The organism is Streptomyces sp. NPDC006516, assembly GCF_040611875.1.
GTDB lineage: Bacteria > Actinomycetota > Actinomycetes > Streptomycetales > Streptomycetaceae > Streptomyces.
This window is the reverse complement of the sequence record NZ_JBEXPD010000004.1, coordinates 1-23514: the sequence shown is the minus strand read 5'-3', so window position 1 is coordinate 23514 and position 23514 is coordinate 1. Positions and strand designations below refer to the sequence as shown.

Sequence of the window (23514 nt, the reverse complement as noted above, 5' to 3'; positions counted from 1 at the left end):
ACCTGTACGGCCCCTCGGTCAAGCCGAGTTGGGGCACATCCGAGGCATCTTCCTACTGGCCGGTATGCCGACCCTCATCCTTCACCCTCTGTGATGATCCGACTCGTCCCCGCTGCCATGCGAGGCCCTTTCAGCCACGCGTATCCCGTGGGCATCCGCCGTATCACCACGTCCGCGAACGGGTAGGACGGATCGTCGGCGAAATGCCGCCGCTCGGCGACCGTCCAGCCGTCCCAGAACTCCGAGAGCGCCGGGCCGTCACGGAGTCTGCCCCGCGCCCAGGACGCCGAGCTCGCGCCCTCCATCCACAGCAGTCCCGCGAGGAACGGCCGCACAGCGGCGCGGCCCGCTCCCACTCCCTCGACCAGCAGCACAGGCGCGGCCTCCAGTGTCCTGCGCGGCCCGAACCGCCGGGCCGTCCAGTCGTACGGCGCGTACCGCGCGGGCTCACCCCGTGAAAGGGGATCCAGGACCTGGTCCCTGAGCCTGTCCGTCCACGCGAAGAGCTCGTCGTGGGTGGCCAGGTCGTCCAGGTGGAGCACGGGGGCGCCGCCGAGCGCGGTGGCCAGCCGGCCCGTGAAGGTGCTCTTGCCGGAACCGGCGTGGCCGTCCACCGCGATCAGCCGCACCGGCCCGCAGGACGGCGGCAGGGAGCGCAGCCGGCGTGCGCGGTCCGCCAGGTCGTTCATGGCTCCACCCTACGAGAGCGGCCGGCCCCGGCCCCGGTCTCCCGCAGGTCACGCCAGTGGACCAGACCAATATTGCTCCCGCGGCGCGAGTCGAATCACTGGCAGGATCCGGCCCCGACCCGCGATAGTTGGCCCGATCGGCACCCGTAGCCCCAATCCGCTCACCCGACCGGGGGTCTCGCCCATGACCAGACCGACATCACGCAGGACCGTGCTTGCCGCCGCGATCGCGGCAGCGGCCGGTGCCGGCGCTGCGGCCTCCGCCGCTCAGGCCGCCGCCGCTCCCTCCGGCACCTCCCGCTCCCGCTCCTCCTCCCCGGCGGCCGCCTCGCTCGTGGACAACCGTTTCTGGACGACGTACTCCGACTGGCGGAGCGGGACGGCCGACGGCACCCGCGCGGTCGCCGGCCGCCGGGCCGGCCTGGTGATCTCCGCTCCCGTCGGAAGTACCGACTACACCGACCCGCACACCGGTACGAGCGCCACCTGGGAGTACGCGACCTGGACCTCGCCGGTCCACCGCTCCGCCGTCCCGGCCACCGAGGTGATCGCCTCCTGGAACGCGCACACCCCGCAGGGCACCTGGATCCAGATCGAACTGCGCGGGAGCTACTCGGACGGCACGGACACGCCCTGGTACGTGATGGGCCGCTGGGCCGCCGGCGACACCGACATCCGCCGGACCTCCGTGGACGACCAGACCGACGGCAGGAGCACGATCTGGACCGACACCTTCTCGCTGGACGACCCGGCGAGCGGGCTGCGCCTGGTCTCGTACCGGCTGCGGCTCACCCTGTACCGCACACCCGGTAGCCGCATCACCCCCACCGTCCACCGGATCGGCGCCATGGCGTCGGACGTCCCGGACCGCTTCACGGTCCCGGCCACAGAGCCCCGGGTCGTACGGGAACTCGCCGTGCCCCGCTACTCGCAGAACGTCCACGTGGGGGAGTACCCGGAGTACGACAACGGTGGCGAGGCCTGGTGCAGCCCGACCTCCTCGCAGATGATCATCGAGTACTGGGGACGGCGGCCCACGGCCGAGGACCTCGCGTGGGTCAAGCCGGGCATCGCCGACCCACAGGTCTGCCACGCCGCCCGCCAGACCTTCGACTACCAGTACGAGGGGTGTGGCAACTGGCCGTTCAACGCCGCCTACGCCTCGACCTACCGGGACATGAGCGCCGCCGTCACCCGGCTCGGGTCGCTGACCGAACTGGAGGCGCTGATCGGCGCGGGCATCCCGGTCATAACGTCCCAGTCGTTCTTCAAGGGCGAGCTGACCGGCGCGGGTTACGGCACCTCGGGCCACCTGATGACGGTCATCGGCTTCACGGCCGAGGGCGACGTGATCGCGAACGACCCCGCGTCGCCGGACAACGACGCGGTCCGCCACGTCTACCGGCGGCGGGAATGGGAGAACATCTGGCTCCGCACGAAGCGCTACGACGCGAACGGGGCGGTCAGGGGCGGTACGGGCGGGGTCTGCTACGTCTACTGGCCCGCGCTGCCGACGGCGCGTCAGCGTCTCGTGCTCCGGGCGCTCGGCCTGATGTGACCGTGTGAGGCCCACGGCCGCCGGATCCCGGCGGCCGTGGGCGGCCCGCTCGTCCACCCGGGTGCGGCCCCACCCCGCCGGAGGCCGGAGACGGCTGATAATCCGCGCCCTCCGGAGTCCGTCGGCCCGGCTGTCACACCCTCGTGACCGTACCGGTGCGGAAGCTCCACGCGCGTCACCAGGCGGTTGCGTCCGTGAGGAGATCGCGACGAACCGGAGGGAACGGCGGAGCTCCGTGCCGAGTGATAATCGCCAATGCGTGCGACGGTGCCGGGAGTTGGCCGGATCGCGCCGTGCAGTCGGTCGGGCGGACGGGGAGCGGCACATGAACACGTCGGAGTCGGTCAGAGTGGCGGTCGTCGCCAGAGGCGAGGTGGCCCGCCAGGGGCTCGCCGCCATGCTGGAGGAGGCCCCCCTCGTGGAGCAGTACTCCGTCCATCCGCCCGGGGAGTTCGGGGCCGCCGCCCCCGTCGACGCGCTCCAGATGCTGGTCCTGTCCTGCGATGTGCTCGCCCTGTGGTGTGTGAACGGCGACGGGGCGGGTGAGGACGGCTGGGCGGCCGACCTGGCCGCCGTGGTCCGCAGGAACGGGATCCGGGTGGTGCTGATCCTGCCCGGAGCGGAGGTCCGGCGCGTGGCGTCCGGCGGTGCCCTGGCGTGCGACGGCGTGCTGGACCAGGACGCGCTGACCACCGAGGGCCTGGAGGAGGCCCTGCGCAGGGTGGCCGGCGGCGAACGCCTGCTGCCCCGTCCGGCGCCGGTGGCCGCGGCACCCGTGCGGGCCGTGGGGGCGCGGACAGCGGCCGGACTGTCGACCGGTCGCCTCGGCGACCGGGAGAGACAGGTGCTGGAACTTCTCGTCGACGGGCTGAGCAACAAGCAGATCGGCAAGGCGCTCGGTGTCTCCGAACACGTGGCCAAGCGCAGCGTCGCCCTCGTGCTCTCCCAGCTGAACTGCCCGAACCGCACGCAAGCCGTCGCGGTCGCCCTGCGCGAGGGGCTCGTGGGTACGGGCGGCGCGCACTGCGGGTGAGCGACGCCGCCTGCGGCAGGTCCTCCGCGCTCAGCGTTCCTCGCCGGGCGGGCTCGCTCCGTGTCCGGTGGACGCGGCGAGCCGCTGCGCGAGGCCCGCGCGCCCGGTAACGCCGAGCTTCCGGTACACGCTGGTCAGGTGGTACTCGACGGTGCGCACCGTCAAGCACAGGGTGTCCGCGATCGACCGGTTGGACGCACCGGCCACGGCCATCTCCGCGACCGGCCGCTCCGCCTTGGTGAGGGTCACCGACGCGGGACGGCCGCCCGCCGCCGCGAGCGCCGCCCTGGCCTGACCCGCCACGGCGGTCATGCCGCACCGCACGGCCGTACCCCGTGCGGCGTGCAACCTGCCTCGTGCCGCCTTGTCGTCCCCACGCCGCAGCAGCGCCTTGCCGAGACGTATCTCCGCCAGCACCCGTGCGTGCTGGTCGGCGGAGTCGCGCAGCACCCGCACGCTCTCGGTGAGCAGGTCCACCCGGTCCGTTCCCGTGGCCACGGTCCCCAGCGCCAGCAGGCTCAGCCCGGTGCTACGGGCCGTGGGCCAGCGCTCGGCCAGCCGCCGGCCGTGCTCGGCCCGCTCCCTGGCGGGGCCCGGCAGCCCCAGGCTCATGTGCAGCTCCGCGCTGTGCAGCCACCAGGTCGTGAACAGGGGATTGCCGATTCCGGCCGCGTCGAGACCCGCACCGCACGCCTCCAGCAGCCGCAGGGCCTCGGCCGGCCGGCCGAGGGCCCGCTCGACGAAGGCTCTGGCCGTCAGACGGAGATGGTGTTCCCAGACGGAATCGCCGAGGTCGAGGCCGTCGAGGCGGCGGAGGGCCGCCGCTGCCCCCGTGATGTCGGCGCGGGCCACCGACGTCAGGGCCAGTGCGATGGATGCGAGAGGGTTACCGGCCGCACCGCCCTGCGCCTCCGCGAGCCGGGTGGCGGCCAGCGCCGCCTCGGCCGCCTCGTCCGTACGTCCCGACTCCAGCAGCAGCAGTGCCCGGTTCGCTCCCGCGTGGCCGAGGGCCCAGTCCTCCTCCCGGCGCAGGCTGTACGCGGCCACCCGGTCCAGATGGGCGAGTGCCGAGCCGGTGTCGTCGCTCAGCGCGAGCACCCTCGAGGCCGCGACGGCCGCCCACGCCGCGCGCGGACGGTCGGTCCGCAGGACCCGCTGGGCATCGGCGACGGCGGCACCGATGTCGGTGCCGGTCAGCGCGGTGCGCAGGGCCCGGGCGGAGAGCGCCAGGTCGTCGGCGGGACCTCCGCACGACAAGGAGGAGGCAGGGTGGGGCAGCTCGCGCAACAGGGCGCCGAGCGCTACGGGACGATCGGAGAGGCGATGTGTCATGAGGGCTGTCAGCTTCCGGGCTCCCGAGGCGAACGTCCTGACCTCGGGGTCGTCGCAGCGGGCCAGTACCTCGTCGAGGTGCCGCAGTGCGTCCGCCGGGTCGATGTCGGTGAGCGCGGCGGCCAGTTCCGCGCGCACGGTGAGGTCGTCCGGCACGGCCTCGTGGAGCCGGCGCAGGAAGGACACGGCGGTGGCCGGCTGTTCACGGAAGGCGGCCACGGCCGCCTCCCTGAGCAGGGTTCGCATCCAAGGGCGGTCCAGGGTGCGCAGGCCCAGCAGCAGTTCGGCGACCTGCCGGGCCGGGCGGGCCGCGTCGTTGAGTATCTCCGCGGCCTGGGCGCGCAGTTGCTCGCGCTCCGCGAGGGGCAGGGCAGCCATCAGCCGGTCGAGCTCGGCCGGAGCGCCCAGCACCGGGTCGAGCCGGGGGAGCAGGCCGCGGTCCAGGGCCGTCCCGAGGAGCCGGTCCGTCATCTGCCGCGGCAGTCCGGCCAGTTGACTGACGAGATCGGGATCGGTGCTGCGCAGCAGCACGGCCGCCCGGACGATCCGCAGCAGCCTGTTCTCCTGGCTGCCGGGCGACCAGGCAGTCTCCGGAGCGGGGGCCCCGGTGGGCCCAGCGGTCCCAGGCGGGGCCGAGGCGGGGCCGGCGCCGGGCGGCGCGGGGGCCTTCCCTCTGACGCCGGGCCGCCAGAGGGGAGGCCCCCCTGCCACCGTGCAGGTGTCGCGCAGCACGAGTGCCTCGAACGCCGCTGCCGAGACGGCGGGGATGTCGTCGGTCAGACTCAGCAGCACGGTCAGCGGGGCCCCGGCCGAGCCGTGCATCAGCCCGTCGATCCAGCGGATCGTGCCCTCGTCGCACCACTGGGCGTCGTCGACAGCCAGCACCAACGGGGCGCGGTTCAGCGACCGTTCGACCAGACGCTGAGCGGTGCGCCGCGTCGTACGCGGGTGGGAATCGCACCCGTGCAGGTTCAGTAACCGGCGCAGCGCCGCGTGTTCGGCGACGGCCTCCTCGTGGCGGCACACGACGCGGCGGACGCTCGGTTCCCGTCCGCTCAGCCGGCCGACGTGACGCACCAGCGCGTCCGCGGGCCGGTGCCCGACGCCGCCGACCACCACCACGCAGTGGGCGCCGTATCGACCCGGCGGGATCCAGAGGGACTGGGTCCCCGTGGAGAGGGAACGCGCCGGGGATGTGTCCGCGGGCTGGGGCGTGGTTCGAAAGGCCGGAGGAGGGTTCAAATGACGTCCGTGCTCTGATCGGCTCGAGCTCACGTTGGTTACTATATGAAAATCTTGTGTCATGTGTAGACGGCCTCGTGCCGAGACCGTGAAGGGTGCCCCGAAGCTTTGCCGGACCGAAGTGCCCCCGGAGGAAGCTCGGACCGGATGTCCGCGATCTCTCGCGGCCGGGCACCCGGAGGCGGTGCGGACATGACGGCTCAGGGGGACGACGGCCTCACGGCGCCCACCGCGAGCGGGGATCCGGTCACCCGCGGCCGGACGCACGGTGTCGCGTCCGTCCGGGCGGCGATGAGCCGGGTACGGGGCGGCAGCGCCGTGTTCCTGGCGGTCGTCGGCCCACCGGGCGCGGGCCGTACGGCCTTCCTCGCCACCGTCGCCGGCCTGGCCGCCGGCGAGGGCTTCGCCGTACGCCACGGCCGTGGCGTGGGCACGCGAAGGGATCCACGCCCCACCGGACTCCTCGGTCCGCCCGGACCCGGCACGCACTCGGGCCCCCCGGAGGTCTACCTGCTCGACGACCTGCACGAGGCCGACCGGGATTCCCTCGCCGGGCTCGCCCGCTGGTGCGACGGCCCGCGGACCGTCCCGCTTCTCGTGGTGGCGGCGTTCCGGCGGGGGGACCCGCGCACCGACCGGCCGTGCGTACACGATCTGCTGGCAGCCGCCGACCACGTGATCAGCATGGCGCCGCTCGGGCGTGCGGGCGTCCGGGCACTGCTCGGTGAGCGCGGCGCAACACTCACCGGAACCCAGCTTTCCGACTGGACCCACGCGACGGGCGGCAACCCCGCCCTGCTGGTCTCCCTGCTGGACCGCGCGAGGACCTCACGTGCTGTCGCCCCCGCAGACCTGCTGGACGCCACCCGCGCCCGGCCGGCCCCGGAGAGTCTGCGGAGCCGGGTGTCCGAAGTGATGAACGGTCAGCCGGAGTCCGCGCGACGGCTCGCCCACTGTGCGGTGATCCTGGGCGACACCGGCGACGCCGCCGTCCTCGCCCGGCTCTCGGGCCTCGATCCGGCCCAACTGGCCGAGGGGAGGCGCGCACTGCTCCGCCTCGGCTGGGACGTGGACCACCGCGAGCCCCCTGTCCTGTGGGACTGCGTGAGCGAGATCGCCGAGGAAGGGCTCCCGCCCGCCTGCCGCGCCGCGCTGCACACCCGCGCCGTGGAGTTGCTCCACGGAAGCGGAGCGCCGCCGGAACGGATCGTCCCCCACCTCCTGGAGATCGGCCCCGGCGAATGGGCCGGAACCGCCGGAGTGCTGGGGGACGCGGCCGACGACCTGCTGCGGCGCGGATCCGTCGACCTGGCGATCCGCTGCCTCCGCCGGGCACTGCGGGAGTTCCCGCCCGACAGCGCGCAACGCGGCACCTTCCTCGCCGCCCTCTCCACGGCGGAGCAGGGTGTGGACACCTCCGCTGCGCTGCGCCACGCCGTCCAGGCGAACCAGCTGCTCACCTCGGTCCGGGAACGCGCCGAGGTCGTGGCCGGCGTCCCGCTCACCCTGTTCCTCACCGCCCCGCAGACCGCCTCGGTGCTGGCCTCGGCCGGGGGACCGGAGGCCCTGCGGGACTCCGGCGCCGACACGGAGGGTCTCGCGCTGCGGCTGGAGGCGCGCGTACGGCTGGGCACGGTGGCCGCCCCGGAGGCACCGCAGGACGCGGTCGAGCGACTGCGCACGCTGGTTCGCGGACCCGGGTCGGCGGCGGAACGCGAACTCTCCTCGGCCCTGGTCTTCGCCGGTACCCTCGGCGGACGGTTGCCCCGCGCCGAGGCGGCCGGTCTGGTGCGCCGGCTGCTCGGCCAGGAGGCCCCTCAGGAGGCCTCCGCCCACGCGGCGCCCGCACTCCTGATCGCCGCCGGCACGGCGACCGGGGTGGACGGGCCCGTGAGCCGCTGGCTGGGCTCCGCCCTGGTCGCGGCCCGGGAACGGGGGGACGAGGCGCTGGTGACACGGCTGCTGAGCTGGCGCGCGTACGGCGCGCTCCAGGCCGGCCGGCTGGCGGACGCCTGGGCGGACGCGTCGGACGCCTGCGCGGTCGCGCCGGGGCCCCTGACGGACGACGACTGGCCGGCTGTCGTCGGTCTCACGTCCGTCGCCCTGGAGGCGGGTGACACCCAGCTCTCCGGCCGGCTGGGAGCCCTCCTGGAGGAGCGTCAGGGGGTGGGTATCTCGCTGGCGGGCCTGGCCGACCGGGCGTTGCGTGCCCGCTCGGCGCCGGTCACCGAACTGCCGCTCCTGCTGGACGAACTGCTCAAGGCCGCGCGTCTGGCCGAGGAGAAGGCCTGGTCCAGCCGGGCGTTGTTCCCGGTGGACCTGTGGTCGGTGGCTCCGCTGCTCCGCGCGGGGCGCAAGGAGGACGCCCTCCGCCTGCTGTCCCGGGCCTGCGAGGCCGCCAGGACGGCCGGATCCCACTCCGAGGTCGGCAGGACCCTGCGCCTGTGGGGCACCGTCGTCGGTGGCGCGTATTCACTGTCCCTGCTCGCCGAGTCGGTCTCCGTACTCCGGGAGACCGGCAACACGCTGGAGCTGGGGCGGGCGTTGACGGCGTACGGCAGCCGGCTCAGGGCCGCGGGCAGGCCGGGCTCGGCCGAACTCCTCGCGGAGGCCGACCGGATCGCCGACGCGGCAGGCGAATCGGTGCTGTGGTGCTGGACGGGAACCCTCCGCGGCGAGCCCCGGCACGCCGTTCCGCCCGGAGGCCGCGGACTCAGCGACACCGAACGCCGGGTGGCCGCCCTCGTCGTGCTCGGGCACACCAACCAGGAGACGGCAGCCGCGCTCGGCGTCACGCGGCGGGCCGTGGAGAAGACCCTGACCCGGGTCTACCGCCGTATGGACGTCGAGGGCAGGAGCGGACTCGTGCCGGTCGTACGGCGCATGGCGGGCAGGGCCGCCTTCGCCGCGGGCATGCTCTCCGAGCGGCTCTGACACGCACCGTCGTGCGCCGCCGGGCTGATCCGTACCCGCCCAATACCGTCGTGCGCCCGCGCCGCTCCGTATCGCCCGTGCTGTCGTGCGCCCGCGCGCCACCGCTCCCTACCGCCCGCACGCTCAGGCGCACCTGTACCGCGCCACCCGCCCAGGGGCCCCGGTCCGTCCCGTCCGCCCGAACGGGATCGCCGGCTGACCGATCGGTGCACCGAACGGGCTACTTTCGGGTAGCCGGAGCAGGCTGTTCGGGCATTCAGGTGCCGCAACGGCGCGGTCCGGACATCGCGCGGTGATCACCGTGTGCCGGAACGGACATCCGCCCGCGGCACCGGGGCGTCCTCGCCGGTCGGCGCGGTGTGCCGGGGCTGCTCCGAACCGAGTCACGCCGACCACAGTGTTGCGCCCCCGGCCACGGTGCCCATTGCACCCCGGCGTTCGCCCTCATTACTGTGCTGGACGTCGGCCGAATACACGAAATGGCGAAAGCGAGGAATGTCTGGTGTACATGGCCGAGGCAGGAAGCAGGGTGAAGAGCGGGCCTCCGCGGAGCGCTGAAGGGAGATCTCCTGTGCAGTCCGACGTGCTGGAACCCGTCGATGTGCTGAACTCCATCGACGCATTGCGTGATATCGATCCGTCTTTGCCGCACGCGGATATTCCCTGCAAGGATTACCGCGACGCGTTCCTCTTACTGTTCGAGCGATCCGGCATCGGACTCGCCCTTTTGGACACCGCATTCCGGGTGAGATCGGTCAACAGCGCGCTCAGTGCCCGCTGCGGGCGGCTGCCCGAGGAGATGCGCGGGCGTGAGTTCGCCGACTTCCTCCATCCGAGTGTGCGCCGGCACGTCCTCGGCAGCTTCGGCCGGCTGGTCCAGGGAGCCGAGACCCTCTCCGGCGACCGTTCCGTGGAAACCTCCCTGCACAGCACGGCGGTCTCCGGAAGACTCACCGCCCACCCCGTGCGGGACGACGCCGGCCAGGTGAAGGTGCTCATCGTCCAGTTCACCCCGGCGGAGACCGGTGGGCGCGACAGGGCGTCACCCGTGGACGGCAGGTGGAAGCTCGCACCCCTCACCGCGAAGGTGCTGGAGGGAGTGGCGGCGGGGGACCCGACGGTACGTCTCGCGGCCAAGCTCTTCCTGAGCCGACAGGGCATCGAGTACCACGTGGGGGTCCTCCTGCGGCAGTTCGAGGTACCCAACCGCACGGCCCTGGCGGCCAAGGCGTACGCGATGGGCGTCTTCACCCCCGGCTGCTGGCCGCCCCGGCTCCTTCCCGACCACATCCGGGCCGACCCCGACGCGGGGGAGCGGCCGGAGGACGGCCGCCCGGATCCGCGACCGTAGACGCCGGTCCGGGGCCCTCGTAGGGTGGGGCCCGTGGTGCGGTGCGCCACCGTCGTGACGCAACGCCCCTCGGCCGCGCGGGACGCGCCGGCTGACCCGTGACCGCGGCGGGATCCGAGCGCTACGGGGGCGAAGTTGAGACTACTGGTGGTCGAGGACAACGAGCGCGTACAGGCGGCCCTGCGGTCCGCGCTCGCCAAGCAGGGCCTGGAAGCCGTGTGCGCCACCACCGGCGAGGCCGCCATGGAGCTGCTCGAACGGTCCCGTCCGGACGCCGTCCTCCTCGATCTCGGTCTGCCGGACTGCGACGGGCTCGCCCTGTGCGGCAGGATGCGGGCGGTGAGCTCGGTGCCGATCCTGGTGACGACCGCCCGCGCCGACCACGACTCGTGTGTGCGAGGACTCGATCTCGGCGCGGACGACTATCTGGTGAAGCCCTACAATCTGGCCGAAGTGCTGGCCCGCTTACGCGCGGTGATGCGCCGTCAGCGGGCGGGCGCGCACCAGGACGCCGAGGACCCGCCCGGCGGGCTGCTGCTCGCCGGACCCGTACGCATCGATCTGCGGGAACGGGTGGTGCTGGTCGACGGCGTCCCCACCGAACTGTCCGCCGAGGAGTTCGGCATCCTGGTCGCCCTCGCACGGCAGCCTGGCGAGACGCTGCCCGCCGGCCGGCTCGTCGACGAGATGATGCGCCTCCACCGCGCGGAACTCGAACAGTCGCTCCCGGCCCACATCTCCTCACTGCGCGAACGCCTCGGCGCTCCGCACCTCCTCGAATCCGTCGAAGGAGGCGGACACCGGCTCTCGGCCCACGGTGCCGTGTAGCCGATGACGATGAGACTGGCGAGTGCGTTGACGGCCTGCTGCGTCCTTCTGCTGTGGTCGCCTTCCTCCGCCGCCGGGGCGGCCCGCGAGGGAGCCTGCCTCCCCGGTACGGCGGACATGCCCCACCTGTTCGCCGTGACGGTCGCCGTCCTCACGTGGTCCCGGTGGACCGGGCACCGACGGCAGCTGGACGTACTGGCGCGGGCGGCCCGTGATCTCCTCGACGGCCCCCCGAGGGGCTCCGGCCCGGCACCCGCCCGTTGGCCGCCCGAACTGCGGCGTATGAACGCGGCCTTCGGTGACCTGGCCGAGGCCGGACGCAGGTGCCGCAAGCGGCAGTCCTCCCTCCTGACGGACGTCTCGCACCAACTGCGCAACCCGCTGACCGTGCTGAGTCTCCGTATGGAGACCCTGTCCCTCAGCGTGGAGGGGGAGACCCGCCAGGAGGTGGAGCTGATCCGGGAGGAGATGGACCGGCTGGCCGCCATGGTGGGCAGGCTCCTGGAACTGGCCTCCGCACGCGCGGCGCACACCGTGGGGACCGGAAGCACCCCCGCCATGGACCTGGTGACCAGCCGGGTCACGGCGTGGCGTCCCCAGGCCGAGAGCCGTTCGCTCCGCATCGAGGTCGACTCCGACTCGACGGCCGTGCTCCTGGTCGACGCGGTCCTCGCCGGCTCGATCCTGGACAGCCTTCTGGACAACGCTGTCAAGTTCAGTCCCCGGGGCGGGCGGATCACCGTACTCGTGCGGGACGCGGGTCCCGTGACGACCATCGAGGTGGCCGACGAGGGGCCGGGACTCGCCCGGGGGGAGTTCGACCGGATCGGCGACCGGTTCTGGCGGAGCCCGGCGACGGGGGAGGCCCCCGGGACCGGTCTGGGCCTGAGTATCGCCGACGAGCTCGCCGCCGTCCTCGGAGGACGGCTCACCTTCACCGCCGACGCGCCCCATGGTCTGCGCGTCGCGGTGCGCCTGCCCCGCGCCGGACCCGGGCCGTCCGGCAGCACCTCGTTCCGCTGAGGCGAACAGCTTCGCCGGTGAGGCGTGTCATGCCCTCGGCGGCGCCCGGACACCGCGGAAAAACTGGGAGTTCTTATAGCGCTCGTGGATTTCGGGACCGAAACGCGGGTGTCACTGGGACCGTGGGGGCGGCCGACCACCGGGCTCGGGCGACCTGGCGGGATTCGCTGTGGCGTTCTCCCGGCCCGGGAAGCGGAGGGCTCGAACCTCCGCTTTCCGTGGTGAGGGCGTGGTCGCGGAACGCAGAACTCAGCCGAGGAGAAGAAGTGGCATCAGCCTGGTCGACCGGCCGCCGCGCCAGAACCGTCACCGTACTCACCGCGGGCGTACTCCTGTGCATGGGAACCGCGGTCGCCCCGGGGTACGCCGAGGACACGGGGACCGTGGCGAACGCCGGAAGTGACGGTGCCCTGGACGGCAGTTACCTGGTGCTCCTCGAGGAGGGGGCCGGCCCGGACCTCGTCACGGAGTACGGCATGCGGGCCGAGGAGACGTACGACCACGCCCTGGAGGGTGTGCTGGCCACGGGGAGCGCGGCCCAGGCCGCGCGCCTGGCCGCCGACCCGGACGTACGCCTGGTCGAGCAGAACTCCCTGCTGCGACGCCCGCCCGCCGCCCCGAAGACGCAGTCGTCCCCGCCGTCCTGCGGACTCGACCGGATCGACCAGCGCGCCTTGCCCCTCAGCGGCTCGTACAGCTACCCGCGCTCGGCCGGCGCCGGGGTGGACGTCTACGTGATCGACACCGGCATCGACTACGGGCACCCCGACTTCGGCGGGCGTGCCCGCCCGGGCTTCGACGCCTTCGGCGGGGACGGCAGCGACGAGAACGGCAACGGCACACACATGGCCGGGATCATCGGCGGCACCGAGCACGGCGTGGCCAAGAAGGCCCACCTGATCTCGGTGAAGGTCCTGGACGCCGAGGGCGGCGGAACGCTGGCCGGGGTGGTGGCCGGCATCGACTGGGTCACGGAGCACGCGCACGGACCGTCCGTCGCGAACTTCGTCATCGGCGCCCCCGTCAGCGAGGTGCTCGACGAGGCGGTACGCAACTCACTCGCCGCCGGAGTCACCTACGCGATGTCGGCGGGCGCCAGCGCCGACGACATCTCCCACTCGTCCCCGGCCCGGGTGACGGAGGCCATCACCGTCGGCTCCACCGACTGTGCCGACCATGTCGCCTCCTTCAGCAACTACGGCACGGGACTCGACCTCTACGCCCCCGGCGTCGACATCACCTCCACCTGGCCCGGCGGCGGCACCTTCACCGCCTCCGGTACCTCCGTCTCCGCGGCCCACGCCTCCGGAGCGGCCGCACTCCACCTCGGCCGGCACCCCCGTGCCACGCCCGCCGATGTGGGTGCCGCGCTGGACCGTGCCTCGGTGAAGGGAGCGCTCACCGGGGTACCGGCCGGCACGGCCGACAAACTCCTGCGCGTGGCGTACTGACACCGGTGCCGCGGGTAGCTTCCCCCGACCGGTCCGGCACCGCCGGCCGGGGCGGGCGCCGCCCGCGGCCCCGCAGCCCATACCTCTTTCCCGACCCAACGGCGGCAGACTTGTTAATCATCGAAGATCTCGTGAAGTGTTACCGGGACGGCACCCGCGCCAATGACGGCGTGAGCCTTCAGGTGGCGGCGGGAGAGGTCGTCGGCCTCCTCGGGCACAACGGAGCCGGCAAGACCACCCTGATCAACCAGGTGGCCGGACTCGCCGTCCCCACGTCCGGCACCATCCGGGTCGACGGGTGCGACCCGGTCGCCGAGCCCGCGAAGGTGCGCCGGATGGTGGCGGTGATGCCCCAGGCGCACGCGCCCCTGGCCGGTGTGACCCCCCGTCAGGCGATCCGGACCATGGCCCGTATCCGCGGGATGAACAAGCAGGACAGCCGCGTGCGCACCGACGAACTGATCGCGGCCCTCGACCTCGGCACCTGGGCGGACACCAGTGGCGAGCGTCTCTCCGGCGGTGTGCGGAGACTGACCGCCTACGGTATGGCCGCGGCCCGTCCCGGGCGGGTCGTGATGCTCGACGAGCCCACCAACGACGTCGACCCGGTCCGGCGGAGGCTGCTGTGGGAGCAGATCCGCGCCCTGGCCGACCAGGGCTGCGCCGTCCTGCTCGTCACCCACAACGTGGCGGAGGCCGAGCGCAGTGTGGACCGGATCGTCGTGCTGGGCTCCGGCAAGGTGCTCGCGGAGGGCACGGCCGCACAGCTCCGCTCGCGCGCCGTCGGTGAGTTCCGGCTGGAACTGACGGCCGTGCGCGCCGACGGCATTCCTCCTCTCCCCGCCGGCATCCCCGCCGCCGGGCCCCCGGTACGCGCCTCCCGGCGCGTGGCGATCCCCCTGGACTCCGGCGCCGCTTCGGCGGCCCTGGCCTGGGCCCAGCAACTTCGCGAGGCCGGAGACATCGACGAGTTCGCGCTCGTCCCCGTCGGCCTGGAGGACGTGTATCTGCACCTGGCCGGCGAGACCGGATCCGACGAGAGCGCACAGGACGAGAAGGGGGAGCACAGTGAGTCACTGGTTGCGTAGTTACGGCCTGCTGCTGGCGTGGACCGGGCTGCGCAGCCGCGCGACGCTGCCCCTCAACCTCGTCATCCAGACCTGTCTGGCGGTCGGCATCATCGTCGGATTCGCCTACCTCGTGCCCGAGATGGACGACGCCACCGCGCTCTACCTCGCCACAGGAGCCCCCGTGCTGGGGCTGATCACCGTCGGCATGGTGATCGGACCGCAGGAAGTCGCCTCCTCGAAGCAGGAAGGCATCTTCGACTTCAACCGGTCGCTGCCGGTGCCCCGCAGCGCCCTCGTCGCCTCGGACGCCACGGTGGCCCTGCTCACCGCCCTGCCGGGCATGGTGGCCGCCCTCGTCGTCGCCAGCCTGCGGTTCGACCTCTCCCTCGACATCAGTCCGCTGGTCCTCCCCGCCGTCCTGCTGACGGCGTTCACCGCCATCGGCCTGGGTTACGGGATCGGGTACGGGCTGTCGCCCGCGGTCGCCCGCCTGATCTCCCAGCTCGTCGTGTTCGTGGCTCTGATGTTCTCGCCGATCACCTTCCCGGCGTCCCGGCTGCCCGACTGGTTCGCCGCGGTGCACGCCGTGCTGCCGTTCCAGTACATGGCGGAGGCCGTGCGGGACACGCTCGACACACCACCCGGGGGAGTGGCGGGGCTCCCCTTCGCCGTCCTGGCGGTCTGGTCCCTCATCGGGTTCGCCATCACCTACCGGATGACCGCCCGGCGGCCCTGACCGCTTCAGCGGTACGGGCCGACACCCCTGCGGCGCTCCTGGCTCCCCCCTGGGCCGGGAGCGCCGCTCCCGCATGTCCGTGAGTGGCGAACGCGACTGCGGGGATGGGCCGTTCAGCCGGACCGCGGTGCCGTGAACGACTCGATCACGGCTTCCTCGCCAGGAACCGCCAGATCCCGCATCCGGGAGTCCTTCGGGCCGGACGGCCATTCACGGAAGCGCCGGAACAGCATCGGCAGACCCCGCGCGACCGACAGGTCGGAGCTGTCCATGACCTGCATGTGCACATGGGGCTGGGTGGAGTTGCCGCTGTTGCCGCAGTCGGCGAGCTGCTGCCCGGTCACCACCCGCTGTCCCTCCGACACCCGGACCGAGCCGGAACGCAGGTGCACCAGGGCCACGTACGCTCCCTTCCCGCCCTCCCCGGAGAGCGCGATGACCACGTGGTTGCCCGCGATCGCGTTCACCCCCCGGCGCACGCGGGCAGCCTGGCCCAGCATGTACGGAACCAGGGCCGCCTGGGACCTGCGGGCCTCGTGGTCGGGCTCCCCGTCGTGGGCCGCGACCACGATGCCGTCACCGGGGGCCAGGACGGGCCGGCCGAAGCTGACGAAGAGCTCGGGGGGCTCGGTGGCGAAGAACGTCCGCCAGCTGCGGCTGCCCGCCGTGCGGTGGCGTTCGTCCACCCCGAGGAAGTCGACCGCGTGACTGCTGCCGAAGAGATCGGTCCCATGACTGGGGATCCGCCGCGCCGGGCTGTTCCTGACACGCCACAACCCCGTGAAGGGCAGCGCGAGTTCGACGGCCCGGGCCCCCGGGCGCTGCCCGGAGGGCTCACCGGAGGCCCCGGCCGCCGTGCCCGCCGCCGCGAACGCGGCGGCGCCGATCGCGACGCCACGTGCGACGAAGATCCGCCGCGTGGAGCTTGCCCCGCCGTCGGTGAGGGGCAAGCCTTCCCCGCCGGCGGGCAGCGGGGACGGGGCCGCGGCACGCCGGTCGAGAAGCCGTCGGAGCAGCGGGCGCAGCAGTTCGCCCAGGAGCAGGGCCCCGGTCAGGTACGCCAGCAGCGGCAGCCAGATGTCACCCGTCACGGTCAGGAGGCGCGCGACCTCGAACGGAGGCTCCGCGGGCCCGGCGAGGAGCAGGGACACCGTGGCCGCGGCGGACAGCCCCACCAGAACGGCGCCCACGCGCCGCCACGGTGAACCCGCACGCGAGACGTCCTCGACCACACGCCGGTAGAGGTACAGGTGCACAGCGGCCAGGAGAAGCAGAATCAGAGCGGCGGTCAGAAAGGGAAGAGCCGTGCCGGTCCATGACATGTGTCAAGCCTAGCCGCCGGGCCTCTGTCCGGTTTCCACGCGTCAAAAGAATGGTTGATTACCTAGTCATGGTTCCCGGCCTCCGCCGAGCGTGGCCGGCCGCGGGCCGCGATCCGCTCCGGCGTCTTCCCCGCGATTTCGGCATTGACCTGCTGAAATGATGTTCCGGAAAGTCGGGTCGACACCGTTGCCGGATATCGATCATGCGGTCCGGCGGCACGACGGGACGGTTGACACGGCTCCGAGGGCTGGATGAGCATACCGACCGTTGTCGAAGGCTCGAATGCGTGTGGCCCACTGAGGGCCGTGCCGTCGAGGTCCCATTCGTCGTGAGTCGTACACGCGTTGTTCGCGTCGGGGAGACTTGAATTGGGAAGACGTGGAACATCCGGCACGGTGCGCTCGCACCCAGCGGGCGAGCCATCGGGACATGGTTCGTACGGGGCTGTTGACCAGCGATTTCATGCCGTGGTGACTTAGGCGCCGCGGAGGGTGGCCCCTGGTCCCCGCACGCACCGGCCGACGCGGTGCCCGGCTTCTCAGGAGCGGCGCGCCGATTCGGCGGACCGCCGGATCAGGAATTGTGCCGTACACCTACGCCTCACTGACGAGATATTGACGGGTCCCTGCCCGGGTCCGGAAAGAACGACCGATTCGGCGCGCCCGCACGTCCAGGAACGGACGGTCCATGACCGCATTTCCGTTCCGGCCGGCCGGAAGCGCGCTCCCTCTCTCATGACTTCAGAGGATTGCGGCCTTGAGTACTTTTCGTGACCCGGTGGAAATGTCCCTCGCTCTGCCCGACGACCGGAGGGCGGAAACGTCCTACCCGTTGTCCCCCACACAGGAGGGCATGCTCTTCCAGTCCCGCCACGGGAGCAGTTCCGGTCTTTACCACGCTCAGGCCGAGTTCGACGTGGCCGGGGATCTCGACCTCGAAGCCTTCCGCGGCAGCTGGGCCCTGGTCACGGAGCGGCACGCCGTCCTGCGGACGGGATTTCACGACGGGCCGGGCGGGCGGCCGGTGCAGACGGTCCGCGCCGACGTCAAGGTGCCTCTCGTCCATGAGGACTGGCGCTCCCTCGACGAGGAGCAGCGCTCCGCCCGGCTCCGCGAACTGCCGGCCGAGGACAGGGAGCGCGGTTTCGTCCTGGAGGAGGCGCCGTTGTGGCGTCTGCACGTCGCTCGGCTGACGGACACCGCTCACCGGGTGCTGTGGAGCTTCCACCACCTCCTGCTGGACGCCCGGAGCCAGGCGAGGATCCTCCGGGAGGTGGAGCAGGCCTATGCCTCCCTGATCTCAGGACTCCCCCTGGAGGAGCCGCAGGTGACGCCCTTCCAGGAGTACGTCGACTGGTGGGAACGCCAGGACGTGGGGCTGTCCGAGTCCTTCTGGCGCGAGGAGCTGCGATCGGCCCCGCCGGCCGCGCCGCTGCCCTTCGCGCTGAGGCCCACCACCGACGAGGACACCGCCGCGCAGGCCCCGCCCACCGCGTACGGGCAGGTGTCACTGGTCCTCGACGGCCCGGAGACGGAGGCGCTGCGCGCCGTGGGCGCCTCGCACGGCCTGACCCTCACCACGCTCGTCCAGGGCGCCTGGGCGTTCCTCCTCAGCCGCTACCGGGGCGCCGGCGACGTGGTGCTGGGTGTGACCACCCCTGGCCGGCCCGCCGGGCTGCCCGGCGCCGACGACATGGTGGGGCTGCTCATCAACACCCTCCCCCTGCGCACCGAGGTGCCGCCCTCGGCAGGCTGGGCCGACTGGATGCGCGGCCTCCAGCAGAAGTACGCCGACGTCCTGGAGCACGAGTACAGCCCGCTGCGGCTGGTCCAGCAGTGGGGCGGAGCCGGCTCGGGCGAGGCGCTCTTCGACACCGTGCTGATGATCGAGGACGAACGGGAGGGCACGCAGGGCACCCTTCTGCGCCCGGTCCGGGAGGAGAGCCACGCCGGGTACCCGCTGAGCCTGGTGGTGACGCACGGCCGACGGCTCACGCTGACCCTCCATCACGACACGGGGCGCTTCACGACCCGGGCGGTCGAGCGCACGGCGGGTCACCTCGGACGGATCCTGGCCGAGCTGGTGCGTCGGCCGGACGCCCGCCTGGGAGAACTCACCCTTCTCACCCCGGCCGAGTACACGCAGCTCGTCGACGAGTGGAACGACACGGACACGCCGTACACCCGCGACGCCTGTATCCACGAGCTCTTCGAGCGGCGGGCGGCCCAGACCCCCGACGCCCTGGCCGTGCTCTTCCGGGACGAGCGCCGTACCTACCGTGAGGTGAACGAGCAGGCCAACCAGGTCGCACACCGGCTGCACCGTCTCGGCCTCGGCCGCGGCGACCAGGTCGTGATCCTCATGGAGCGTTCGGCGGAGATGATCCCGGCCCTGCTGGGGATCCTCAAGGCCGGTGCCACGTACATCCCGCTCGACGTCAACGCCCCCGCCAAGCGCTGGCACTGGATCATCGACTCGCTCAAGGCCGCCTGCGTCCTCACCCAGCACGCCCTGGTGCCGCGCCTTCTGGAGGCCGATCCGCTGCCCGACCTCGCCCACATCGTCTGCGTGGGCCCCGCGCCCGAGGAAGAAGCCTCCCTCGCCGGAGAGGACGACCCCGCGGGCCGCCCGTACACGGTGCACCCCTCGGCCGGTCTCGCCGCCCTGCCCAGCGAGAACCTCCCGCCGCAGGGCACCCCCGAGGACATCGCGTACATCATCTTCACGTCCGGTTCGACCGGAACCCCCAAGGGCGTCGCGGTCCAGCACTTCCCGGCGGTGAACCTGATCGAATGGGTCAACCAGACCTTCTCGGTGGGTCCGGACGACCGCATCCTCTTCATCACCGCGCTCACCTTCGACCTGTCCGTCTACGACGTCTTCGGCGTGCTCGCCGCCGGCGGATCGATCCGCGTGGCCACCGGTGAGGACGTCCGGGAGCCGGCCGACCTGCTGGCCCTCCTGAGGGACGAGCCCATCACCTTCTGGGACTCCGCGCCCGCCGCCCTCATGCAGCTCGCACCCTTCCTCCCCACGGACGGCGAGGTCGCGAACGGGACCGTCTCCCACTCCCTGCGGCTGATCTTCATGAGCGGGGACTGGATACCGGTCCACTCGCCCGGGCTGATGAAGGCCGCCTTCCCGAACGTCCAGGTCGTGGGCCTCGGCGGGGCGACGGAGGCGACCGTCTGGTCGAACTGCTTCCCGGTCGGCACGGTGGACCCCTCGTGGTCGAGCATCCCGTACGGGAAGCCCATCCAGAACGCGCGCTACTACGTCCTGGACGAGAGCCTGCGCCCCTGCCCGCTCGACGTACCCGGCGACCTCTACATCGGCGGCGACTGCCTCAGCTCCGGCTACGCGAACGAACCCGGACTGACCGCGAGCAAATATCTGCCCTCGCCCTTCGTCACCTCGCCGGGCGAGCGCATCTACCGGACGGGTGACACGGCACGGTGGCGGGAGGACGGGAACCTGGAGTTCCTCGGCCGCACCGACTCCCAGGTCAAGATCCGGGGCTACCGCATCGAACTCGGCGAGATCGACAGCACGCTCGGCGAGCACCCCGTCGTCCACGACGCCGCGACCGTGGTCCGGGAGGACGCGTCCGGCGACCGCACCCTGATGTCCTACGTCGTCCTGCACCCGCAGCGTGCGCGCAGCGCCGTCCAGGACGAGGCGGACGCGCTGACGGACGGCCGCGTCGACCGCTGGCGCGAGGTCTACGACGCGTTCGATCCGCAGGCCGCGAAAGACGCCGAGGACGGCAACGACTTCTCCGGGTGGAACAGCAGCTACACCGGCGGCCCCATCCCCGTGGAGGAGATGCGCGCCTGGCAGGACGACACCGTGGAGCTGATCCGCGGCTACCGGCCGCGCGCCGTGCTGGAGATCGGCTGCGGCACCGGCCTGCTGCTCTTCCCCCTTGCGCCGGAGTGCCGCCGCTACTACGGCACCGACTTCTCCACCGCTGCCCTCGCCGCCGTGCGCGGACGCCTCGACTCCCTGCCCGAACTCCGCGACACCGTCGTCCTGCACCAGCGGGAGGCGGACTCCCTCCACGACCTGGAGCTGGACGAGGTCGACACCGTCGTCGTGAACTCGGTCGTGCAGTACTTCCCCGACGTCCACTACCTCTTGCGCGTGCTGGACCACGCACTCTCCAGGGTCGCCGACGGCGGACGGATCGTCGTCGGCGACATCCGCAGCCTCCCGCTGCTCGAGGCGTTCCACGCCGACGTCGAGCTGCACCACGCCTCCGGCGCGACGACGCCGCAGACGCTCCGGCAGCGGGTGAGGCGCCGCATGCAGCAGGAGGAGGAACTGGCCCTCGATCCGGCCCTCTTCAGGGAATGGGCCGCATCGACCGGCCGGGTCGTCCGCGTGGAGATCCGGCCCCGGGGCGGCCGTCACCGCAACGAGATGTCGATGTTCCGCTACCAGGCCGTGCTGCACGTGGGCCCCGCCCACGACCGTACGGGCGACGGCGCGCCCGGGCCGGTGCCGGAACTCGACTGGACCGCACACCGGCTCACCCTCGCGGGGCTGCGCGCGAGGCTGGCCGGCGAGCGGCCCGCCAGGCTCAGGCTCACCGGAGTCCCCAACGCCCGCGTCGAGGCAGCGGTCCGCACGCTGAGCTGGGTGAAGAGCGGGGCCGGAGCGGACACCGCCGAGGCGTGGCGGGCGCAGGACCACCCCAGCCGTGCCCTCGACCCCGAGGACGTCCGGGAGCTCGCGGCCGAGGCCGGCTACGAGGCCTCCGCCGACTGGAGCAGCCACGGCCCCGACGGCTCCTTCCATGTGCTGCTCACCCGCTCCGACGTGCCGCCCGCGCCCCACGCGGAGGAGTACGTCACCCGCTCCGGGGAGCCCCGGGAATCCCACGGCCGAGAGCCCCGCGACCGGGAGCTCCGTGGCCCGGAATCCCGTGACTGGTCCGCATACGCCAACCAGCCGCTCAAGGCGGAGATCCAGCAGCTGCTGATCCCCCGGCTCCACACCTATCTGGCCGAGCGGCTTCCGGGATACATGGTGCCGGCCGGGATCGTCGCCCTCGACGCCCTGCCCGTCACCCCGAGCGGCAAGCTGGACCGTCGCGCCCTGCTGCTCCCCGCGGCACCCGCCTCCGCCGGGCCGCGGACACACGTCCCCGCGCGCAACACCACCGAGGCCCTGCTCGTCCCGATCTGGGAGCGGACCCTGTCCCGCACCCCCGTCGGCGTCCTGGACGACTTCTTCGAGCTGGGCGGACACTCGCTGCTCGCCGTGCAGCTCGTGGCCCGGATCCGGCAGGTGTTCTCGCTGGAGGTGCCGGTCCGCCTCTTCTTCGAACTGCCCACGATCGCCGAGGTCGCGCGCGAACTGCAGCGCCGCCAGGAGGAGAAGCAGCCCTCGCAGCCGCGCCCCCTCACCCCCGCCCCCCGGGGAGGCCTGCTGCCGGCCGGGTCCGACCAGCAGCGGCTCTGGTTCATCGACCGGCTGAGCCCCGGGACCACCTCCTACACCGTCAACTGGCTCGTGCCCCTTCCCCCGGTCCTGGGGGCGACGGTGCTCCGGGACGCCCTGGACGAGATGATCAGGCGGCACGAGACCCTGCGCACGGTCTTCACGGAGGAGGACGGCCAGGTCTGGCAGGTCGTCGCGGACCGCTGGGAGACCGAGCTGCCCGAGACCGACCTCTCGGGGATCCCTGGCGAACGGGCCCAACAGCGAGCACGGGCCGAGATCCGGGACTGGTGGGACCAGCCCTACGACCTCGTCGAGGGACCCCTCCTCCGGGCCCGGCTCTTCAGGCTCCCGGACGCGCGGCAGCTCCTGGCCTTCAGCGCGCACCACACCGTCTTCGACGGCTACTCGATCGGTCTCTTCGGACGGGAGTTCCTCCGGATCTGCGAGGCCCTGGCCGCCGGCGAGCCCTCCCCGCTTCCCGATCCCGCGATCCAGTACGCCGACTACGCGGTGTGGCAGCAGAACCGGCCGGAGGAGGAGGACAGGCTCGCCTTCCAGCTGGACTACTGGAAGGAGCGGCTCTCGGGCGCTCCCGAACTCCTCACCCTGCCCACCGACTTCCCGCGCCCGGACGTGCAGACCTTCACGGGCGACTTCCTGCGGCGGCAGCTCTCGCCCGAGTTGAGCCGGCAGCTCGCCGAGGTCAGCCGCGAGCACCAGGTCACCAACTACATCACCATGCTCAGCGCGTACGCGATCCTGCTGGCCCGCCACAGCGGTCAGGACGACGTCGTCATCGGCGTGCCCATCGCGGACCGCAACCGCGTCGAGCTTGAATCCATGATCGGCTTCCTGGTCAACACGGTCGCCGTGCGGGTGGATCTACGAGGCGATCCGAGCTTCGGACACGTCCTGCGGCAGGTCCGCAAGCAGCTCTTCGACGCGCAGAGCCATCAGGAGGTGCCCTTCGACCGACTGGTCGACGCCCTGCGGCCCACCCGCAGCCTCGCGCACAACCCCGTCTTCCAGGTGATGTTCGCGGACGAGAGCCTCCCCTTCCTCGAGCACGCCTCCGACCAGGTGGAACCGGAACCGTGGATGCACGAGCTGATGGCCGAGGGGATGAGCGTGGGCGTGGCCCGCTTCGATCTGACCCTCATGATCCAGGCCGCCCCCGAGGGGATGCACGTCGGCTTCGAGTACAGCACCGACCTCTTCCGGGCGGAGACGGTCGCGCGGATGGCCGACCACTTCGAGGTCCTGCTGGCAGCCGCGCTGGCCGATCCCGGCCGACGGGTGCGGCGTCTGACGATGCTCGAAGGGACCGAACTCGCGCGGCTGCTCCACGAGGGCACCGGAGACCACAACGAGCGTGCGCTCAGCCCCGCGACACTCCCGTCACTGTTCTCGGAGCGGGCTCGTGCGTTTCCGGATCGGGTTGCGGTGGTGTTCGGTGATGTGGAGTTGAGTTACGGGGCGTTGGAGCGGTGGTCGAA

The 23514-nt window shown here is 72.4% G+C and carries 13 protein-coding genes; 10 read left to right on the top strand and 3 right to left on the bottom strand.

Annotated elements, in window-relative coordinates:
- Nucleotides 1-74: 74 nt before the first annotated feature.
- Nucleotides 75-689, bottom strand: a complete 615-nt coding sequence (locus tag ABZY45_RS14420; protein WP_356739726.1) for a hypothetical protein — start codon at nucleotides 687-689, stop codon at nucleotides 75-77.
- 184 nt (nucleotides 690-873) lie between these two features.
- On the opposite strand from ABZY45_RS14420, the gene ABZY45_RS14415 reads away from it, so the two are divergent.
- Both ABZY45_RS14415 and ABZY45_RS14410 read left to right on the top strand, forming a co-directional pair.
- Nucleotides 874-2247, top strand: a complete 1374-nt coding sequence (locus tag ABZY45_RS14415; protein ID WP_356739724.1) for a peptidase C39 family protein — start codon at nucleotides 874-876, stop codon at nucleotides 2245-2247.
- A 325-nt stretch (nucleotides 2248-2572) separates the two neighbouring features.
- Complete coding sequence (locus tag ABZY45_RS14410) at nucleotides 2573-3280, top strand: LuxR C-terminal-related transcriptional regulator (protein ID WP_356739722.1); 708 nt, start codon at nucleotides 2573-2575, stop codon at nucleotides 3278-3280.
- A gap of 30 nt (nucleotides 3281-3310) precedes the next feature.
- Here the strand turns inward: ABZY45_RS14410 and ABZY45_RS14405 are convergent, their stop codons facing one another.
- Nucleotides 3311-5734: a LuxR C-terminal-related transcriptional regulator gene (locus tag ABZY45_RS14405; protein ID WP_356739720.1), complete on the bottom strand. Its 2424-nt coding sequence runs from the start codon at nucleotides 5732-5734 to the stop codon at nucleotides 3311-3313.
- Between the two features lie 312 nt (nucleotides 5735-6046).
- Here ABZY45_RS14405 and ABZY45_RS14400 point away from each other — a divergent pair, with 312 nt between their 5' ends.
- From ABZY45_RS14400 to ABZY45_RS14370, 7 genes are all read left to right on the top strand, one after another.
- The gene (locus tag ABZY45_RS14400; protein WP_356739718.1) at nucleotides 6047-8788 is read left to right on the top strand and encodes a helix-turn-helix transcriptional regulator; all 2742 of its coding nucleotides are present in this window, start codon (nucleotides 6047-6049) and stop codon (nucleotides 8786-8788) included.
- Between the two features lie 571 nt (nucleotides 8789-9359).
- Nucleotides 9360-10139, top strand: coding sequence for a PAS domain-containing protein (locus ABZY45_RS14395; protein ID WP_356739716.1), 780 nt, complete (start codon nucleotides 9360-9362; stop codon nucleotides 10137-10139).
- 135 nt (nucleotides 10140-10274) lie between these two features.
- Nucleotides 10275-10967 (top strand): response regulator transcription factor, encoded by a 693-nt coding sequence (locus ABZY45_RS14390; RefSeq protein WP_356739714.1) that lies wholly within the window; start codon nucleotides 10275-10277, stop codon nucleotides 10965-10967.
- Between the two features lie 3 nt (nucleotides 10968-10970).
- On the top strand, nucleotides 10971-11990 hold the full coding sequence (locus ABZY45_RS14385) for a HAMP domain-containing sensor histidine kinase (RefSeq protein WP_356739712.1): 1020 nt from the start codon (nucleotides 10971-10973) through the stop codon (nucleotides 11988-11990).
- A 266-nt stretch (nucleotides 11991-12256) separates the two neighbouring features.
- On the top strand, nucleotides 12257-13441 hold the full coding sequence (locus ABZY45_RS14380; protein ID WP_356739710.1) for a S8 family peptidase: 1185 nt from the start codon (nucleotides 12257-12259) through the stop codon (nucleotides 13439-13441).
- A gap of 170 nt (nucleotides 13442-13611) precedes the next feature.
- Nucleotides 13612-14529 carry an ABC transporter ATP-binding protein gene (locus tag ABZY45_RS14375; RefSeq protein ID WP_356739708.1) on the top strand — a complete coding sequence of 306 codons (918 nt, stop codon included), beginning with the start codon at nucleotides 13612-13614 and terminating at the stop codon, nucleotides 14527-14529.
- On the top strand, nucleotides 14522-15247 hold the full coding sequence (locus ABZY45_RS14370) for an ABC transporter permease (RefSeq protein WP_356739706.1): 726 nt from the start codon (nucleotides 14522-14524) through the stop codon (nucleotides 15245-15247). The genes ABZY45_RS14375 and ABZY45_RS14370 overlap by 8 nt, the downstream gene beginning before the upstream one ends.
- 113 nt (nucleotides 15248-15360) lie before the next feature.
- Here ABZY45_RS14370 and ABZY45_RS14365 read toward each other — a convergent pair whose 3' ends face one another.
- Entirely contained in the window at nucleotides 15361-16569 is a 1209-nt protein-coding gene (locus ABZY45_RS14365; RefSeq protein ID WP_356739704.1) for a M23 family metallopeptidase, read from the bottom strand.
- A 757-nt stretch (nucleotides 16570-17326) separates the two neighbouring features.
- Between ABZY45_RS14365 and ABZY45_RS14360 the strand changes: the two genes are divergently transcribed.
- Nucleotides 17327-23514: amino acid adenylation domain-containing protein (locus ABZY45_RS14360; RefSeq protein WP_356739702.1), on the top strand; the 6188-nt coding region annotated here is incomplete at its 3' end.

Bases quoted from the DNA above. Each gene is read 5' to 3' on its own strand.
- ABZY45_RS14420 (WP_356739726.1), bottom strand. From the start codon at position 689: ATGAACGACCTGGCGGACCGCGCACGCCGGCTGCGCTCCCTGCCGCCG.
- ABZY45_RS14415 (WP_356739724.1), top strand. From the start codon at position 874: ATGACCAGACCGACATCACGCAGGACCGTGCTTGCCGCCGCGATCGCG.
- ABZY45_RS14410 (WP_356739722.1), top strand. From the start codon at position 2,573: ATGAACACGTCGGAGTCGGTCAGAGTGGCGGTCGTCGCCAGAGGCGAG.
- ABZY45_RS14400 (WP_356739718.1), top strand. From the start codon at position 6,047: ATGACGGCTCAGGGGGACGACGGCCTCACGGCGCCCACCGCGAGCGGG.
- ABZY45_RS14385 (WP_356739712.1), top strand. From the start codon at position 10,971: ATGACGATGAGACTGGCGAGTGCGTTGACGGCCTGCTGCGTCCTTCTG.
- ABZY45_RS14365 (WP_356739704.1), bottom strand. From the start codon at position 16,569: ATGTCATGGACCGGCACGGCTCTTCCCTTTCTGACCGCCGCTCTGATT.